At 61.6% G+C, this 18,041-nt stretch carries 12 protein-coding genes; 6 read left to right on the top strand and 6 right to left on the bottom strand.

Features of this window, described 5'->3' with window-relative positions; translation table 11 throughout:
• Positions 1-64: 64 nt before the first annotated feature.
• From panB to J3B00_RS05665, 6 genes are all read left to right on the top strand, one after another.
• On the top strand, positions 65-865 hold the full coding sequence (gene panB / locus J3B00_RS05690; RefSeq protein ID WP_209865268.1) for a 3-methyl-2-oxobutanoate hydroxymethyltransferase: 801 nt from the start codon (positions 65-67) through the stop codon (positions 863-865).
• On the top strand, positions 862-1,725 hold the full coding sequence (gene panC / locus J3B00_RS05685; RefSeq protein WP_209865265.1) for a pantoate--beta-alanine ligase: 864 nt from the start codon (positions 862-864) through the stop codon (positions 1,723-1,725). The genes panB and panC overlap by 4 nt, the downstream gene beginning before the upstream one ends.
• 229 nt (positions 1,726-1,954) lie before the next feature.
• Positions 1,955-3,619, top strand: a complete 1,665-nt coding sequence (gene pgi / locus J3B00_RS05680; RefSeq protein WP_209865262.1) for a glucose-6-phosphate isomerase — start codon at positions 1,955-1,957, stop codon at positions 3,617-3,619.
• Between the two features lie 158 nt (positions 3,620-3,777).
• Positions 3,778-5,712, top strand: a complete 1,935-nt coding sequence (acs, locus tag J3B00_RS05675; protein ID WP_209865259.1) for an acetate--CoA ligase — start codon at positions 3,778-3,780, stop codon at positions 5,710-5,712.
• A 40-nt stretch (positions 5,713-5,752) separates the two neighbouring features.
• Complete coding sequence (locus J3B00_RS05670) at positions 5,753-6,622, top strand: oxygenase MpaB family protein (protein WP_209865254.1); 870 nt, start codon at positions 5,753-5,755, stop codon at positions 6,620-6,622.
• Positions 6,623-6,700: 78 nt separating this feature from the next.
• Positions 6,701-9,637: a DUF748 domain-containing protein gene (locus J3B00_RS05665; protein WP_209865251.1), complete on the top strand. Its 2,937-nt coding sequence runs from the start codon at positions 6,701-6,703 to the stop codon at positions 9,635-9,637.
• A 914-nt stretch (positions 9,638-10,551) separates the two neighbouring features.
• Here J3B00_RS05665 and J3B00_RS05660 read toward each other — a convergent pair.
• The 6 genes from J3B00_RS05660 to infB all read right to left on the bottom strand — a co-directional run bounded on the left by J3B00_RS05660 (position 10,552) and on the right by infB (position 18,033).
• Positions 10,552-10,902 (bottom strand): BON domain-containing protein, encoded by a 351-nt coding sequence (locus tag J3B00_RS05660; protein WP_209865248.1) that lies wholly within the window; start codon positions 10,900-10,902, stop codon positions 10,552-10,554.
• 385 nt (positions 10,903-11,287) lie between these two features.
• Complete coding sequence (gene pnp, locus J3B00_RS05655; protein WP_209865245.1) at positions 11,288-13,393, bottom strand: polyribonucleotide nucleotidyltransferase; 2,106 nt, start codon at positions 13,391-13,393, stop codon at positions 11,288-11,290.
• Positions 13,394-13,642: 249 nt separating this feature from the next.
• The gene (gene rpsO / locus J3B00_RS05650) at positions 13,643-13,912 is read right to left on the bottom strand and encodes a 30S ribosomal protein S15 (protein WP_209865241.1); all 270 of its coding nucleotides are present in this window, start codon (positions 13,910-13,912) and stop codon (positions 13,643-13,645) included.
• 148 nt (positions 13,913-14,060) lie between these two features.
• Positions 14,061-14,978 (bottom strand): tRNA pseudouridine(55) synthase TruB, encoded by a 918-nt coding sequence (truB, locus tag J3B00_RS05645; protein WP_209865237.1) that lies wholly within the window; start codon positions 14,976-14,978, stop codon positions 14,061-14,063.
• Between the two features lie 3 nt (positions 14,979-14,981).
• Entirely contained in the window at positions 14,982-15,383 is a 402-nt protein-coding gene (rbfA, locus tag J3B00_RS05640) for a 30S ribosome-binding factor RbfA (RefSeq protein ID WP_209865234.1), read from the bottom strand.
• 118 nt (positions 15,384-15,501) lie between these two features.
• The gene (gene infB / locus J3B00_RS05635) at positions 15,502-18,033 is read right to left on the bottom strand and encodes a translation initiation factor IF-2 (protein WP_209865230.1); all 2,532 of its coding nucleotides are present in this window, start codon (positions 18,031-18,033) and stop codon (positions 15,502-15,504) included.
• Positions 18,034-18,041 lie beyond the last annotated feature (8 nt).

Below are 18,041 nucleotides of genomic sequence, written 5' to 3'. Positions count from 1 at the left end.
CGGAAGATGAATGCATGCGTTGTTCGCAGTCGTTTTTCACAGCGCCTGAACGAGGATTTCCTACATGCCTGATGTAACCCTGACCACCCTCAATGGCCTCAAGGCCAAGGGTGAAAAAATCTCCATGCTGACCTGCTACGACGCGACCTTTGCCAAGGTTGCCAGCCAGGCGGGCGTGGACGTGCTGCTGGTAGGTGACTCGCTGGGCATGGTCCTGCAGGGGCATGACAGCACCCTGCCGGTCACCACCGCGGAGATGGCCTACCACACCGCATGCGTCAAGCGTGGTAACCACGGCGCGCTGATTCTTGCCGACCTGCCGTTCATGGCCCATGCCACCCCCGAGCAAGCCTTCGCCAACTGCGCCACGCTGATGCAGGCCGGTGCGCACATGATCAAGCTCGAAGGCGCTGCCTGGCTGGGCGAGACCATTCGCCTGCTGGCCGAACGCGGCGTGCCGGTGTGCGCGCACATGGGCCTTACCCCGCAGACGGTCAACGTTCTTGGCGGTTACAAGGTCCAGGGCCGCCAGGAAGCCCAGGCACGCCAGATGCGTGCCGACGCCATTGCCCTGGAGCAGGCCGGTACGGCCATGCTCCTGCTCGAATGCGTGCCCAGTGAACTGGCCGCCGAGATTACCCAGGCAGTGAACATTCCAGTGATCGGCATCGGTGCCGGTAGCGCCACCGACGGCCAGGTGCTGGTGTTGCACGATATGCTCGGCTTGTCCCTGAGTGGCCACGTGCCGAAATTCGTCAAGAACTTCATGGCCGGCCAGCCGGACATCCACAGTGCTCTGGTCGCCTATGTTAAGGCGGTCAAGGACGTCAGCTTCCCTGCCAGCGAACACGGATTCAGCGCATGAATACAGTCAAGACCGTCCGCGAGCTGCGCGCTGCCGTCGCCCGCGCGCGCAGTGAAGGCAAGCGGATCGCCTTCGTACCGACCATGGGCAACCTGCACAGCGGTCATGCCGCACTGGTGACCAAGGCCGCGCAGCGGGCCGACTTTGTCGTTGCGAGCATCTTCGTCAACCCGCTGCAGTTCGGTGCGGGCGAAGACCTCGACACCTACCCGCGCACCCTCGCCGCCGACCAGGAGCGCCTGCTGCAGGCCGGCTGCCACCTGCTGTTTGCTCCCACCGTCGAAGAAATGTATCCCGACGGCACTACGGTGCAGACCCGGGTCAGCGTGCCGCAGTTGTCCGAAGGCCTGTGTGGCGCCAGCCGCCCAGGGCATTTCGAGGGCGTGGCCACCGTCGTCAGCAAGCTGTTCAACATGGTCCAGCCTGACCTGGCCGTGTTTGGCGAAAAGGACTACCAGCAGTTGGCCGTGATCCGGGCCATGGTGCGCGACCTGAACATGCCAATCCAGATCCTCGGCGAGCCGACCGTGCGCGCTGAAGACGGCCTCGCGCTGTCGTCGCGCAACGGTTACCTGAGCCCCGAGCAACGCACTGCTGCACCGGCCCTGTACCGCGAGCTGAGCCAGATCGCCGACAGCATCCGCCATGGCCAGCGCGACTATGCGGCATTGATCGTGGCCGCCCAGGCGCAGCTGCTGGCGGCCGGTTTCCGCCCGGACTACCTTGAGGTACGCCATGCGCTGACCCTGCGCCCGGCGATGATCGATGATCGTGACGTGGTGGTGATTGCCGCGGCATACCTGGGTAACACCCGGTTGATCGACAATCTGTATCTGCACCTGGACGAACCCAGCGCCTGAGCCCATTCCCCAGCCCCTGGAGAACCCTGTAGGAGCGGCGCTGCGGCGCTCCTACAGGGATTGCGCCAACCAGGCGCTGACGGTGGATTGCCCTGCTGCCCGGCCAAAATTCTCCGCACCCTCCCCCATTCCCCCCGCGCAACCAATGCCTATAATGGACCCGACCCTGCAACTGGCAACGACTGCCCGTTGTCCTAGGCACGAACATGCACCAAGGAAACCATCCGCAATGGCGTATTACCGTACCCCCCATGATGTGACGGCCCTGCCCGCCTGGCAGGCGCTCCAGCAACACCGCGACGCCATGCAGGACTTCAGCATGCGCGAAGCCTTTGCCGCCAACCCAGAGCGCTTCGATCAGTTCTCGTTGAGCAGCTGTGGCCTGTTTCTCGACTACTCGAAAAACCTGATCAGCGAACAGACCCGCGAGCTGCTGGTCAACCTGGCCAACGAAGTCGATCTGAGCCAGGCCATCAAGTCGATGTTCAGCGGCGAAATCGTCAACGCCTCCGAAGGACGACCGGTGCTGCACACCGCCCTGCGCCGTCCGGTCGGCGACAAGCTGAGCGTCAACGGTGTCAACGTGATGCCTGAAGTGCACAAGGTGCTCAACCAGATCACTGAGCTGGTCGGCCGCATCCATGACGGCCTGTGGCGTGGGTACAGCGAAAAACCCATCACCGACGTGGTCAACATCGGTATCGGCGGCTCGTTCCTCGGCCCCGAGCTGGTCTCCGAGGCACTGCTGCCTTACGCCCAACGCGGTGTGCGCTGTCACTACCTGGCGAACATCGACGGCAGTGAGTTCCATGAGCTGTCGGCCAAGCTGGCGGCCGAGACCACCCTGTTCATCGTTTCGTCGAAGTCGTTCAACACGCTCGAAACCTTGAAGAACGCAATGGCTGCGCGTACCTGGTACCTGGCCCAGGGCGGTTCCGAGGCCGAGTTGTACCGGCACTTCATTGCTGTCTCGAGCAACAAGGCCGCCGCCGTCGCCTTCGGTATCCGTGAAGAGAACATCTTCCCCATGTGGGACTGGGTCGGTGGGCGCTACTCGCTGTGGTCGGCCATCGGCCTGCCAATCGCCCTCGCCATCGGTACCGCCAACTTCAAGGAGTTGCTGTCCGGTGCCTACACCATGGACCAGCACTTCCAGACCGCCCCCTTCGAGAAGAACATGCCGGTGCTGCTGGCCCTGCTCGGCGTGTGGTACGGCAACTTCTGGGGTGCGCGCAGCCACGCGATCCTGCCGTACGACCACTACCTGCGTAACATCACCAAGCACTTGCAACAGCTGGACATGGAGTCCAACGGCAAGAGCGTATTGCAGGACGGCAGCCCGGTGAAAACCGACACCGGCCCGGTGATCTGGGGTGGCGTCGGCTGTAACGGCCAGCACGCTTACCACCAGCTGCTGCACCAAGGCACCCAGCTGATCCCGGCCGACTTCATCGTGCCTGTGGTCAGCTTCAACCCGGTGGCCGACCACCACCAGTGGCTGTACGCCAACTGCCTGTCGCAAAGCCAGGCGCTGATGCTCGGCAAGACCCGCGAAGAGGCAGAGAGCGAACTGCGCGGCAAAGGCCTGAACGAAGCGGATATCGCCAAGCTGGCGCCGCACAAGGTGATCCCGGGCAACCGTCCGAGCAACACCCTGGTGGTCGAGCGTATCAGCCCACGTCGACTCGGCGCGCTGGTGGCGATGTATGAGCACAAAGTGTTCGTGCAGAGCGTGGTCTGGGGCATCAACGCCTTCGACCAGTGGGGCGTCGAGCTCGGCAAGGAGCTCGGCAAGGGCGTCTACCAGCGCCTGGTCGGTGCCCAGGAAGCGTCGGCTGAAGATGGCTCTACCCAAGGCCTGATCAACTACTTCCGCGGTCGTCACCGCGGCTGATCCGATTACAAAAGCTGGGCGCTGCTTTGCGGCACCCAGCTTTCAATTCACCAGCGCTTTGCACCACCATCGCATCAAACCTGTTTGATTCGAGGAACACGTTCGCTGACTACACTGTCCATCGAATGATTGCCCCGACAAGAGCAGGACAACCCGCCATGTTCGATCTCAGCAAGTACCCCACCGCCCTGGCCGTCAGCCAGGCCGCGCAACTGACCCCAACCGACTATCAGCGTCTGTACCGCCAGTCGGTGGACGATCCGGATACCTTCTGGGCCGAGCAGGCCAAGCGTCTGGACTGGATCAAGCCCTGGCGCCAGGTTCAACAGGCCGACCTGACCACCGGCGAAGCACGCTGGTTCGACGGCGGCAAGCTCAACGTCAGCTACAACTGCATCGACCGTCACCTGGCCAAGCGTGGCGAGCAGACCGCCCTGCTCTGGGAAGGCGACGACCCACAAGACAGCAAAGCCATCAGCTACCGCGAACTGCACCGCCAGGTATGCCGCCTGGCCAACGCACTCAAGGCCCGCGGCGTGAAAAAAGGCGATCGGGTGTGCATCTACATGCCGATGATCCCCGAAGCCGCCTATGCCATGCTCGCCTGCGCGCGTCTCGGCGCGATTCATTCGGTGGTGTTCGGCGGCTTCTCGCCCGACGCCCTGCGTGATCGCATCAACGATGCCGACTGCCGCACCGTGATCACCGCTGACGAAGGTATCCGCGGGGGCAAGCGTATCCCGCTCAAGCTCAACGTCGACAAGGCCTTGGCCAGTTGCCCCAACGTCAGCAGCGTGTTCGTCGTGCGCCGCACTGGCGGCGAAGTGGCCTGGGACAACCAGCGTGACCTCTGGTACCACACCGCCACCGAGCTCGCAGGCGACGACTGCGCGCCCGAACCGATGGACGCCGAAGACCCGCTGTTCATCCTGTATACCTCCGGCAGCACCGGCAAACCCAAGGGCGTGCTGCATACCAGCGGCGGTTACCTGCTGCAGGCAGCGATGACCTTCAAGGTGGTGTTCGACTACCGTGATGGCGAGGTGTTCTGGTGCACCGCCGATGTCGGCTGGGTCACCGGTCACAGCTATATCGTCTACGGCCCGCTGGCCAATGGCGCGATCTCGCTGATGTTCGAGGGTGTGCCCAACTACCCGGACAGCTCGCGCTTCTGGCAAGTGGTCGACAAGCACCAGGTCAACATCTTCTACACCGCCCCCACCGCCCTGCGAGCACTGATGCGCGAAGGTTCGGCGCCGCTGCAAGGCACCTCGCGGCAGAGCCTGCGCCTGCTTGGCAGCGTCGGTGAGCCGATCAACCCGGAAGCCTGGGAATGGTATTTCGAGGAGGTCGGGCAGAAGCGCTGCCCCATCGTCGACACCTGGTGGCAGACCGAAACCGGCGGCATCATGCTCAGCCCGCTGCCCGGCAACCAACAGCTCAAGCCCGGTTGCGCCACGCAACCAATGTTTGGCGTGCAACCGGTGCTGCTCGATGAGCAGGGCAAGGTCATCGAAGGCCAAGGAGCTGGCCTGCTTGCCATAAAAGCCAGCTGGCCCGGGCAGATCCGCAGTGTCTACGGCGATCACCAGCGCATGGTCGATACCTACTTCAAACCGTTTGCCGGCTACTACTTCACCGGTGACGGCGCCCGTCGCGATGCCGATGGCGACTACTGGATCACCGGCCGGGTCGACGACGTGATCAACGTTTCCGGCCATCGCATCGGCACTGCCGAGGTGGAAAGCGCACTGGTGCTGCATGACAGCATCGCCGAGGCCGCCGTGGTCGGTTACCCTCACGACCTCAAGGGTCAGGGCATCTACGCCTTTGTCACACCCATGAATGGGGTAACCCCGGACGACGCGCTCAAGGCCGAGCTGCTGGCCCTGGTCAGCAAGGAGATCGGCAGTTTTGCCAAGCCGGAGATGATCCAGTGGGCACCCGCGCTGCCCAAGACCCGTTCAGGCAAGATCATGCGGCGTATACTGCGCAAGATCGCCTGCAACGAGCTGGACAGCCTGGGCGATACCTCGACCCTGGCCGACCCAAGCGTGGTCCAGGGGCTGATCGACACACGCCTCAACTCATAAAGGGCGGCCCATGGCGGGCTGTCGCGCACTGCAGGTCGCCATGGAAGCCTTACGCCGTCGTATCGAAACCCAGGTCATGAGCCTTACCGGCCTGGCCCTCGGCCAACTCGACCTGGAATCGCCCAAGGGTGATCCCGGCTTGTTTGGCCCGCGCAGCATCAGTTGGCAAGTGCATGGCGATTTTCCCAGCATGCTGGTGGGCGGTATCAGCGCGCTGATGCTGCAATTGCTCCACCCACTGGCATTGGCCGGGGTGTGGGATCACTCGAACTTCCGCCAGGACCTGCTCGGCCGCCTGCGCCGGACCAGCCAGTTCATCTCCGGCACCACCTTTGGCTCGACCCGTGATGCCGAGTGGCTGATCGACAAGGTACGCACCATCCACCTGCAAGTGGTCGGCACCGCCGCCGATGGCCGAGCCTATGCCGCCAGCGACCCCGACCTATTGACCTGGGTGCATGTCGCGGAAGTCAGCAGTTTTCTTGCGGCCCACCTGCGCTACCGCAACCCGCAGCTGTCGCGGGCCGACCAGGACGCCTACTACAACGAGATTGCACTGATTGCCGAACGGCTTGGCGCGCGCGACGTGCCACGCTCCTGCCAGGAGGTCGACGACTACCTGCAGCGCATGCGCCCTCAGTTGCAGTGCGACGCACGCAGCCTCGAAGTGATCAGCATCCTGCGCCAGGCACCGGCGCCCAGCCGCCTGGCCGCGCCGGTCGGCAAGCTCATGCTGCAGGCGGGCATCGAGTTGCTGCCAGACTGGGGCCGGGACATGCTCGGCCTGCACCAGGGCGACCTGCGCCGGCGGGTCATTCGCCTCGGCATCGAGCGCACCGCACCGGTGTTGCGCTGGGCCATGCGCGACTCCTCGGCGCACCGCGCCAGGCGCCGCATGGGCATTGAATAGGTCAATTCGGTCAGCGCTGCGGAACCGATTTAACGTGCCATACTCCAAGCACTCCCGCTCGGACAGACGACGCTGCACATGCCCAAAGGATTGACTCGCGCCCTCGGCGCCTTGCTGGCCCTCGTGGCCCTGTACAGCCTGCTTGGCTTCCTGATTGTTCCCGGTGTCGGTTTGCGCATCGCAAACCAGCAACTGGCCAACTATGCCACCGTGCCAGCCCAGCTGCAGCGTATCGAATTCAACCCGTTCAGCCTTGAGCTGACCCTCTGGGGCCTGCAGATCGGCGAGCCCGGCAAGGAGCAGGTCGGCTTCGAACGCCTTTACGCCAACCTTTCGCTCGACAGCCTGTGGAGCGGTGCATTGCACCTGGACGCTGTCGAACTCGACAAGGCCCGCAGCGAGGTGTTGTTCCGCAAGGACGGCAGCCTCAACCTCAGCCAGCTGTTCAAACTGCCGCCTGGCGAGGCCAAACCCGAACAGGCCGACAGCGACCCGTTCCCCCTGCGCATCGGCAGCATCAAGCTCAGCGAAGGCTACCTGCACTTCCAGGACCTGCGCCCCAGCGAGCCGATCGAGTTCCTCTACGACTCGATGAACCTCGAGCTGAAGAACCTCAGCACCCTGCCCGACGACAACGCCGACATGACCCTGGTGGCCAACGGCCCCGCAGGCGGTCGAATCGACTGGAAAGGCACGCTCGGCCTGTCGCCGATCAGCTCCGAAGGCACCCTGAAGATCACCGACGGCAAGATGAAAGCCTGGTGGCCCTACGTGCGGGACGCCGTGCCGCTGGTACTGGAAGACGGCGTGATCAGCCTCGATACCCACTACAAGCTCAACCTGTCGAAAGAAACCGAGCTGCTGCTGGACAACACCTCGGTACGCATCGCCCCCTTCGCGATCAAGTCACCGGATGGCCGCCCACTGACGCGCCTGGCCAGCCTGGAAGTGAGCGAGACCTCCATCGACCTGGCCAAGCAATTGGTCACTGTTGGCAAGATCCGCAGCGACAAGCTCGAGACCTGGGCTGCCCTTGAAAGCGACGGCCAGCTCGACTGGCAAAAGCTGTTCGCCAGCCAACCCGCCAAACCGACGCCGAAAGAAAAGGCCGAACCTGCTGCAGCCGAACCGAGCAGCCAGGAAAAAGCTGCAGCAGCGCCGAGCAAGCCCTGGCAGGTACTGCTCAAAGACGTACAGGCGCGCAACTACATGATCCATTTGGCTGACCGCAGCCAGAAAGAGCCGGTGGCATTGGACGTCGGTCCTCTCAACCTTGACCTGAAAGGCTTCGACAGCCTCAACAAGTCACCCTTCACCCTCAAGCTCGATAGCGGTATCGGCAAGCAAGGCAAGCTGCAGGCCGCCGGTGAGGTCAATCTGGCGCCGGTCACCGCCAAGCTGGACGTCAGCACTCAGGATATCGACCTGCGCATCGCCCAAGCCTACATCAGCCCGTTCATCCGCCTCGAGCTGCGTAGCGGGATGCTCTCCAGCGACCTCAAGGTCGACCTGAAAAGCACCGCGCCGCTGGCCTTCAACGTCGGTGGCACGGCCAAGGTCAGCCAGTTGCATACCCTCGACACGATCAAAAACCGCGACTTCGTCAAATGGCAGCAGCTTGACCTTAGCGGGCTGTCATACGTGCATGGCGATGCGTTGACAATCGACAAGGTCAACCTGCTGCAACCCTATGCCCGCTTCATCATCAACGAAGACCGTACCACCAACGTCGATGACCTGCTGATTCCGCAGCCGCCCGGTGCCGCCAGTCCTGAGCAGGGTAAACCGGCAACGGCCAGCACTGACAAGCCACTAGCCATTCGTATCGGCCAGATCGACATCAACGATGGCTCGGCCAACTTTGCCGACCTGACCCTGACGCCCAATTTTGCCACCGCCGTACAGCAGCTCAATGGCCAGGTCGGGACCATCGACAATCGCAAGCCTGCACCTGCCAAAGTCGACATCAAGGGCAAGGTCGACCGTTATGCGCCGGTGACCATCAAAGGTGCGCTCAACCCGTTCAACCCGATGGCCAGCCTCGACATCGCCACCAGCTTCAAGCGGGTCGAGCTGACCACCTTGACGCCCTATTCCGGCAAGTTCGCCGGTTTCCGGATTCGCAAGGGGCGGCTCAATCTCGACCTGCATTACCTGATTACCAACGGCCAGCTCAAGGCCGAGAACAAGCTGGTAGTCGAGCAGTTGCAACTGGGTGAGAAGGTCGACAGCCCGGATGCCGTGGACCTGCCGATCCGCCTGGCGGTAGCCTTGCTCAAAGACACTCAAGGCAAGATCTCGATCGAGCTGCCGGTAACCGGCGACCTCAACAATCCGCAGTTCAGCGTCATGCCGATCGTGTGGCAGACCTTGCGCAACCTGGTGCTGCGCGCAGCTCAGGCGCCGTTCAAGTTCATTGGTGGGCTGGTCACCGGCGGTGGCTCGGAGGACCTCGGCACCGTGGCCTTCGCCGCCGGCTCCAGCGACCTTAGCGGCGACGCGCAGTCGGCTTTGGACAAGCTCGCCGCCGCGCTCAAGGAGCGCCCTGAGCTGCGCCTGGAGATCGAAGGCACCAGCGCCCAGACCAGCGACGGCCCGCTCATCGCCGAGCAGCGCCTGGAGCGCGAGTATCAAGCGACCTGGTACAAGATCCTGCAGCGCCGTGGTGACAAGGTACCGGCCAACGCATCCATGCTGGTGGTCGATGACGATGACAAGCCAGCGATGCTCGAAGGGATCTACCGCACGCGCCTCAAGCAGCAGCCTCCGGGCGAGTGGGAACAGCTGGGGCGGGACGAGCGCACGGCCAAGCTGCGTGAAGCGGTGATCAAGTCCTGGGCTGAAAGCGCGGCCCTCTTGCGTCAGCTGGGCCAGGAGCGCGCCGGTACCATCAAGGATTACCTGGTGGACAAGGGCAAGCTTGAGGATGAGCGGGTGTACTTCATTGATACCACCCTGGGCCAGGCTGAGCGGGATGGGCGAGTGATTACCCCGATGCACCTGGATGCGGAGTGAGCCCGCCCTGGCGTCTTTGCGCAAGCCCGCGCCTACAGTGCTAGGCGCTACCCCTGTAGGACCGGGCCCCGCGAATACGCCGGTATTGATACAGCGCTCATTTGGCTGGCTGGCTTAGGAGTTGTGGGCTTATCCATTTGATGCGCTGGCGCTTCTGAAACCGCCTGCTCCTGCATCCGGCCCTTCGCTGCGCTACGGGTCCCCTCGCTCCGGTCTCCTGAAGACGCGAAGTTACAGGCGGCGCCTGGGCTGGCGTTGTTTTTGATAGTGGCAATTGGGGTGGATATTCGGGCCTCTTCGCGGGACAAGTCGGATCGCCGCACCGCCGCCCCTACAGGTATCGCGCAAATTTGAATTCGGCGCAGTACCTGTAGGAGCGGGCTTGTCCCGCGAAGAGGCCGGTACTGCCAATACAAATCGCAGGGCGCAGCCCTGCCAGCCACCCACAAATCCGCTGGTAAATAAACAAAGCGAGAGCGCAGCGATTCGCCAGCCGTTGCCCTGGCTGTTGATCTTGATCTGGCTCTTGATCTACCAGCGACTTCAGGAGGCCGAGCGCAGGTCTTGCGCAGGGAGGTGGAGGCCATGGATGGCCGGAAAGCGCTGAGGCCCAGGATGGGCCGTACAGCGCGGTCCTCCCGGAGCAAGACCGGAGCGAGGGAACCCGTAGCGCAGCGAAGGGCCGTATGATGGAGCAAGCGGTTTTTGGTTACTTTTTTCCAAGAAACAAGTGACCCGCCGTAAGGGCGGAAGGGGCCAGTGGCATCACCACATCAACCGGATAAGCCCCCAACCTACAAGCCCCAGCCCCCCCCCCGGACAATCCATGGAATAACCATAAAAAAGCCCCGACATATGCCGGGGCTTTTTCATTTAAGGTGGCCAGGTCCATCTAGCCGTCAGGACAATCCTGATTATTCGGCCTTCAGGCCACCAGCAGATACGTCACGAACACCTTTGATTTTCTTGGTGATCTCAACAGCGGTGGTTTTCTGAGCGTCGGTGACAGCAACGTCAGACGACAGCGACACAACACCTTTGTTGGTTTCTACTTTGATGTCCGAGCCTGGAATGCCTTTTTCTGTCAGCAAGTCAGCTTTGACCTTGGTAGTGATCCAGGTATCGCTGGTCTCTTCCTTAGCCTTGGTGACTTCACCAGCGGCCAGCATCATTGGCGCCTGGGTGGGCTGCTGGGCGAATGCCGCGTTAGCCATGGTCAGGGTCAGAGCGGTAGCAGTGGCGGCAGCAATGGCGAACTTCTTCATACGAGACACTCCTGTTGTTCGAAAGGTCTGCACCAAGTCTGTTGGCGTCAGATACTTAGAGTGTTGCACGGCCTGTGCCAGCTTTATCAAAACTAGAAAACCGTTATAAATCAGTAATTTACATATCCATCAAATTAGTCAGGGTCGTGCATTTTGCAAGCCGGGGCAAATTCCTGCATGCAAGATGCAAGTACTCCAAGGGTTTTACTCGGCCGACGAGATACAGTGCCAATACCGGCCCCTTCGCGGGGCAAGCCCGCTCCTACAGGAGTGGCAACCACATCCATGAGGAGCGGGCTTGCCCCGCGAAAAGGCCGTCACTGGCGTAATCCGCAAAGCAAAAAAAAGGACCCCGAAGGGTCCTTTTCAAAGCCACTAGAGTGACTTAAACGCCGGAAGCCTTGGCTGCCGCAACGTCTTTGATCGACAGCTTGATACGGCCGCGGTTGTCCACGTCCAGTACCAGAACCTCAACCTCTTCACCTTCCTTCAGCACGTCGGTGACTTTCTCTACGCGCTCATTGCTGAGCATCGAGATGTGCACCAGACCATCCTTGCCAGGCAGGATGTTGACGAAGGCGCCGAAGTCGACGATGCGCTCAACCTTACCAACATAGATCTTGCCGATCTCGGCTTCTGCGGTAATACCCAGAACGCGCTGGCGAGCTGCCTCGGCCGCTTCCTTGGTTTCGCCGAAGATCTTGATCGAGCCGTCGTCTTCGATGTCGATCGAAGCCTTGGTCTCTTCGCAGATACCACGGATGGTCGCGCCGCCTTTACCGATGACGTCACGGATCTTGTCGGTGTCGATCTTCATCGCGATCATGGTCGGGGCGTTGGCCGACAGCTCGGTACGCGACTGACCAATGATCTGGTTCATCTGGCCGAGGATGTTCAGGCGCGCTTCCAGGGCTTGGCCCAGGGCGATTTCCATGATCTCTTCGGTGATGCCGTTGATCTTGATGTCCATCTGCAGCGCAGTAACGCCTTTGGCGGTACCGGCTACCTTGAAGTCCATGTCGCCCAGGTGGTCTTCGTCACCGAGGATGTCGGTGAGGATGGCGAACTTCTCGCCTTCCTTGACCAGGCCCATGGCGATACCGGCAACCGGCGCCTTCATCGGCACACCAGCGTCCATCAGAGCCAGCGAAGCGCCGCAGACCGAAGCCATCGAGCTCGAACCGTTCGATTCGGTGATTTCCGAAACCACGCGGATGGTGTACGGGAATACGTCAGCGGCAGGCAGCATGGCTTGAACCGAACGACGGGCCAGACGGCCGTGACCGATTTCGCGACGGCCAGCACCACCCATGCGACCACACTCGCCTACCGAGAACGGCGGGAAGTTGTAGTGCAGCATGAACGGGTCTTTCTTCTCGCCTTCCAGGGTGTCCAGCAGCTGTGCATCACGCGCAGTACCCAGGGTCGCAACGACCAGAGCCTGGGTTTCGCCACGGGTGAACAGCGCCGAACCGTGAGTCTTCGGCAGGACGCCGACTTCGATGTTCAGCGGACGTACAGTCTTGGTGTCGCGACCGTCGATACGTGGCTTGCCGTTGACGATGTTTTCGCGAACGGTGCGGTATTCGATTTCACCGAAGATCTCTTTGACTTCGGAAGCCGACGGCTGGCCTTCAGCACCGGAGAACTTGGCGATCGCTTGATCACGCAGCTCACCCAGACGCGCGTAGCGGTCGGCCTTGACGGTGATGGTGTAGCCCTGCGAAACGCCTTCGCCGAACTCGGCGCGGATGGCGTTGAACAGTTCGGTGTTGGCAACGGCAGGTTTCCAGTCCCAGGTCGGCTTGGCAGCTTCGGCAGCCAGCTCTTTTACAGCCTGGATCACAGCCTGGAATTCGTCATGAGCGAACAGCACGGCGCCCAGCATCTGGTCTTCGGTCAGCTCTTTGGCTTCCGACTCAACCATCAGTACGGCGTCGGAGGTACCGGCAACGACCATGTCCAGGCTCGAAGCTGCCAGTTGCTCGTAGGTCGGGTTCAGCAGGTAGCCGGTGCTTTCATGGAAAGCAACACGGGCGGCGCCGATCGGGCCTTCGAACGGAATACCGGAGATGGCCAGGGCAGCCGAGGTACCGATCATCGCAGCGATGTCCGGATCGGTCTTCTTGCTGGTCGAAACGACGGTGCAGACGACCTGCACTTCGTTCATGAAGCCTTCTGGGAACAGCGGACGGATCGGACGGTCGATCAGACGCGAAGTCAGGGTCTCTTTCTCGGAAGGACGGCCTTCGCGCTTGAAGAAACCACCAGGGATCTTGCCAGCGGCGTAGGTCTTTTCCTGGTAGTGCACAGACAGCGGGAAGAAGCCCTTGCTTGGGTCTGCGTGCTTGGCACCGACCACGGTCACCAGTACGGTGACATCGTTGTCTACGGTGACCAGAACTGCGCCGGACGCCTGACGGGCGATGCGGCCTGTTTCGAGGGTTACGGTCGATTGACCGAACTGGAATTTCTTGATTACCGGGTTCACGGTTTCCTACCTTTTCAATGGCTCTGGGGGAACTGGTTTCTTGCGAATTCTTGGGCAGAACGGGGAATCGGCCCCATTGACCGTCCAGATACAAATCGAGGCTGGGAGCCTGGCCGCTGGGCGGAAAATCCGCTCAGCGAAACCAGGCTGCCAACCTCGAAGATACGCATGACGTGTCCGACGGTAGCGCTGCCAGGCAGCGCTCCCGACGCATGCAACACGCCATGCACACCACTTGCCAGGCCGCTATTAGCGACGCAGGCCCAGACGACCGATCAGGGTGCTGTAACGAGTGGTGTCTTTGCCTTTCAGGTAGTCCAGCAGCTTACGACGCTGGTTAACCATACGGATCAGGCCACGACGCGAGTGGTGGTCTTTACCGTTGGCCTTGAAGTGGCCTTGCAGCTTGTTGATGTTCGCGGTCAGCAGAGCAACCTGAACTTCCGGGCTACCAGTGTCGCCAGCAGCTTGCTGGTAGTCGGTAACGATTTGAGCTTTTTCTTCAACGCTGAGGGCCATGAGGCATCTCCACTTAAACGGATCCCGCGAGCGGGGTCCAATAGGCCAGGGACGAAACCCTGTATTAATAAAAGAGGTGTGACCGTGCCTACTGACAGCCATCCTCGTATCCCCCGGTGTCGGCACTTGCCATCACCGGAGGTATCGGTCATTCCGACCGAATCAAGCGACGTGGCGCAATGCGCCCGTCTTCGCTCACTTCACCGATACCGATGAAGCGACCGTTGTGATCCTGTACCCGGACCATGCCGAACTGCGGCCCTTCCGGAGCACGTACTGCCTGGCCATGCAGCCAGTAGAACGCGCTGTGCTCGGACAGCTGCACCAGCGGCCAGTCTAGCAGCCCGCTGTCGGATGGCATCAGGAAGCGGTCGAGCGCTTCGTTACCACCCTCGGCGTGAGCTTGCTCAAGCTCTTCGAGGGTCACGGTCTGTGCCAACTCGAAAGGCCCGGCCTGGGTCCGGCGCAGCTCGGCGACATACGCACCACAGCCCAGCGCTTCACCGATGTCTTCCACCAGGGTGCGGATATACGTCCCCTTGGTGCAAGCAACCGTGAGGCGGGCTCGGGTGCCTTCGCACTCGAGCAGCTCCAAGCGGTTAATAGTAACAGAACGCGCCTCGCGCTCCACTACCTCTCCTGCACGCGCCAGCTTGTACAGCGGCTGGCCGTCCCGCTTGAGGGCCGAGTACATCGGCGGTATCTGGCTGATCGGGCCGCGAAACCGCGGCAGCAAGGCCTCGATATCGGCGCGACCAACGGTTACCTCACGCGTCTGCAGGACTTCGCCTTCAGCGTCCGCAGTGCTGGTAGTCTGCCCCAGCTGCATGACGGTTTCATAACCCTTGTCGGAGTCCAGCAGGTACTGCGAGAACTTCGTGGCTTCACCGAAGCACAACGGCAAGACGCCGCTGGCCAGCGGGTCGAGGCTGCCGGTGTGGCCAGCCTTTTCAGCATTGAGCAGCCAGCGGACCTTCTGCAAGGCAGCATTGGAGGTGAACCCCAACGGTTTGTCGAGCAGGATGATGCCGCTGACGTTGCGGCGAATTCGTTTGACCTGGGCCACCCGTTACTCCTTGGTGTCCGGCTCGTCGGAATCCTGATGCTGACGGTCTTCAGCAACCGCACGCTCGATCAGGGCCGACAGGTGCACACCACGGCTGACACTTTCATCGTAATGGAAGTGCAGTTGCGGCACGCTGCGCAGCTGCATCGAGCGGCCCAGGTGCAGACGCAGGAAGCTCGCGGCGTTGTTCAGCGCCTTGACCGACTGCTTGACTGCATCAGGCTCGTCTTCCTGGCCCATGACGGTGATGAACACCTTGGCATGGCCCACGTCGCGGCTGACGTCGACGGCGGTGATGGTCACCAGGCCGACACGGGGATCTTTGACTTCACGGCGGATCAGCTCGGCAAGCTCGCGCTGCATCTGATCGCCAATGCGTTGGGTACGGCTATATTCTTTTGCCATTCTTTTGCTACCTGTAACTTAAAGCGGCAAACGCCCGGCCAAGCGTGAAGCCTGACCGGGCGCTACCTGCAGAGGCGTTGCCAACCGCCCTGGGGCGGGGCATCTGCCAGCCCGACCCTTACAGGGTACGAGCCACCTGGACTTTCTCGAAGACTTCGATCTTGTCGCCGACCTTGACGTCGTTGTAGCTCTTGACGCCAATACCGCACTCCATGCCCGAGCGGACTTCGGCCGCATCGTCCTTGAAGCGACGCAGCGATTCCAGCTCGCCTTCGAAGATCACAACGTCCTCGCGCAGTACGCGGATCGGACGGTTGCGGTACACGGTACCTTCGATGACCATACAGCCAGCGATGGCGCCGAACTTCGGCGAACGGAACACGTCACGTACTTCCGCGACACCCAGGATGTTCTCGCGAACATCGCTGCCGAGCATGCCGGTCAGGGCTTTCTTGACGTCTTCGATGATGTCGTAGATCACGTTGTAATAACGCATATCCAGACCTTCCTGCTCGACGATCTTGCGGGCGCCGGCATCGGCACGCACGTTGAAGCCGAACAGCACCGCGTTGGACGCCAGGGCCAGGTTGGCATCGCTCTCGGTGATACCACCGACACCGCCACCAATCACACGGACCTGCACTTCGTCGTTGCCCAGACCGCCGAGCGAACCGTTCAGCGCTTCGAGAGAACCACGTACATCTGTCTTGAGGACGATGTTGAGGGTTTTCTTCTCGGCCTGACCCATGTTCTCGAAGATGTTTTCCAGCTTGCCAGCGTGAGCACGGGCCAGCTTGACCTCGCGGTACTTGCCTTGACGGAACATGGCAACTTCGCGGGCTTTCTTCTCGTCGGCAACTACCGACAGCTCGTCACCGGCTTCCGGCGTGCCATCCAGGCCGAGAATCTCGACCGGGATCGACGGGCCAGCTTCCTTCACAGGCTTGCCGTTCTCGTCGAGCATGGCGCGAACGCGGCCATAGTTGGAACCGCACAGGACCATGTCGCCCTGACGCAGCGTACCGTCCTGAACCAGGATGGTGGCTACTGGGCCACGGCCTTTGTCCAGGCGCGATTCGACCACGACGCCACGGCCAGGGGCAGTCGGCGTAGCAGTCAGTTCGAGAACCTCGGCCTGCAGCAGGACGGCTTCGAGCAGTTCATCAACACCGGTACCCATCTTCGCCGAAACCTTGACGAATGGAGTGTCACCACCCCACTCCTCGGAGGTCACGCCTTCGACGGACAGCTCGTTGCGGATACGATCGAGGTCAGCACCAGGCTTGTCGATCTTGTTCACTGCAACTACCAGCGGAACGCCAGCTGCCTTGGCATGCTGAACAGCTTCACGGGTCTGCGGCATCACGCCGTCGTCCGCTGCCACCACCAGGATGACAATGTCGGTCGCCTTGGCACCACGGGCACGCATCTGAGTAAACGCAGCGTGACCAGGGGTGTCGAGGAAGGTGACCATGCCACGGTCGGTTTCGACGTGGTAGGCACCGATGTGCTGGGTAATACCACCGGCTTCGCCAGCGGCAACCTTGGCACGACGGATGTAGTCGAGCAGCGAGGTCTTACCGTGGTCGACGTGGCCCATGACGGTCACGACCGGAGCACGCGAGGTGGCTTCACCTTCGAACTTCAGCGATTCGGCCAGGGAATCTTCCAGGGCGCTGTCGCTGACCAGGGTGACCTTGTGGCCGAGTTCTTCGGCGACCAGCTGAGCAGTTTCCTGATCGAGCACCTGGTTGATGGTGACCGGAGTACCCATCTTGAACATGAACTTGACCACTTCAGCGCCCTTGACGGACATCTGGTTGGCCAGCTCGGAGACAGTGATGGTCTCGCCGATGCTTACCGCACGGATAACCGGACCGGTAGGGTTCTGGAAGCCATGCTGGTTGCGCTTCTTCAGCTTGCCCTTGCCACGGCCACCGCGACGGAAGCCATCGCTTTCTTCTTCGGTGGTACGCGGAGCGGCACGCGGAGTAGGCGCCTTCTCTTTCTCTTTGACCTTGACCTTGATCGAGACGCGCGGAGCTTCGCCACGACCGCCACGACGATCTTCATCGCGGGTGCGGTTTTCAGTGCGACGGGCTTCTTCTTTCTTGCGCTCGGCTGCACGAACTGCAGCTTCTTCGCTCAACGGCTCCTGCGCCGCAGCTGCCGGGGCGGCTGCAACAGGGGCGGCGGCAGGCGCAGCCTCAGCCTTACCAGCCACTGCACCTTGCGGAGCATCGCGACGGGACTGCTCCTCGATGCGCTGGCGGGCGTCGGCGTTGGATTTTTCGCGGGCGGCATTTTCTGCCACGCGGCGCTCTTCCTGCTCGCGGTTCTGCTCAGCCTGGATTTCTTCAGGGCTGCGCTGAACGAAAACTTTCTTCTTGCGTACTTCTACGCTGATGCTCTTGCTACCGGCGACACGCAGGGTGCTGGTGGTTTTGCGCTGCAAGGTAATCTTGCGCGGCTCTTCCACTTTTGCCTTGTGGCTGCTCTTCAAATGAGCCAGCAATGCCTGCTTCTCATTATCGGTCACTACCTGACCGGCGTCGGTGTGTGGCAGACCTGCCTCACGCATCTGCTGCAGCAGGCGCTCAACCGGTGCAGCGACCTCTTGGGCCAATTCTTTCACCGTGACTTGCGTCATGCACTTCT

Source organism: Pseudomonas sp. BP8 (assembly GCF_017875955.1).
GTDB lineage: Bacteria > Pseudomonadota > Gammaproteobacteria > Pseudomonadales > Pseudomonadaceae > Aquipseudomonas.
Note: the sequence above shows the minus strand (reverse complement) of the source record. Positions and strands in the feature narration are given on the sequence as shown.

Excerpts from the sequence above, each read along its gene's own strand:
- panB (WP_209865268.1), top strand. The coding sequence starts at position 65 with ATGCCTGATGTAACCCTGACCACCCTCAATGGCCTCAAGGCCAAGGGT.
- panC (WP_209865265.1), top strand. The coding sequence starts at position 862 with ATGAATACAGTCAAGACCGTCCGCGAGCTGCGCGCTGCCGTCGCCCGC.
- pgi (WP_209865262.1), top strand. The coding sequence starts at position 1,955 with ATGGCGTATTACCGTACCCCCCATGATGTGACGGCCCTGCCCGCCTGG.
- acs (WP_209865259.1), top strand. The coding sequence starts at position 3,778 with ATGTTCGATCTCAGCAAGTACCCCACCGCCCTGGCCGTCAGCCAGGCC.
- J3B00_RS05670 (WP_209865254.1), top strand. The coding sequence starts at position 5,753 with ATGGAAGCCTTACGCCGTCGTATCGAAACCCAGGTCATGAGCCTTACC.
- J3B00_RS05665 (WP_209865251.1), top strand. The coding sequence starts at position 6,701 with ATGCCCAAAGGATTGACTCGCGCCCTCGGCGCCTTGCTGGCCCTCGTG.
- J3B00_RS05660 (WP_209865248.1), bottom strand. The coding sequence starts at position 10,902 with ATGAAGAAGTTCGCCATTGCTGCCGCCACTGCTACCGCTCTGACCCTG.
- rpsO (WP_209865241.1), bottom strand. The coding sequence starts at position 13,912 with ATGGCCCTCAGCGTTGAAGAAAAAGCTCAAATCGTTACCGACTACCAG.
- rbfA (WP_209865234.1), bottom strand. The coding sequence starts at position 15,383 with ATGGCAAAAGAATATAGCCGTACCCAACGCATTGGCGATCAGATGCAG.
- infB (WP_209865230.1), bottom strand. The coding sequence starts at position 18,033 with ATGACGCAAGTCACGGTGAAAGAATTGGCCCAAGAGGTCGCTGCACCG.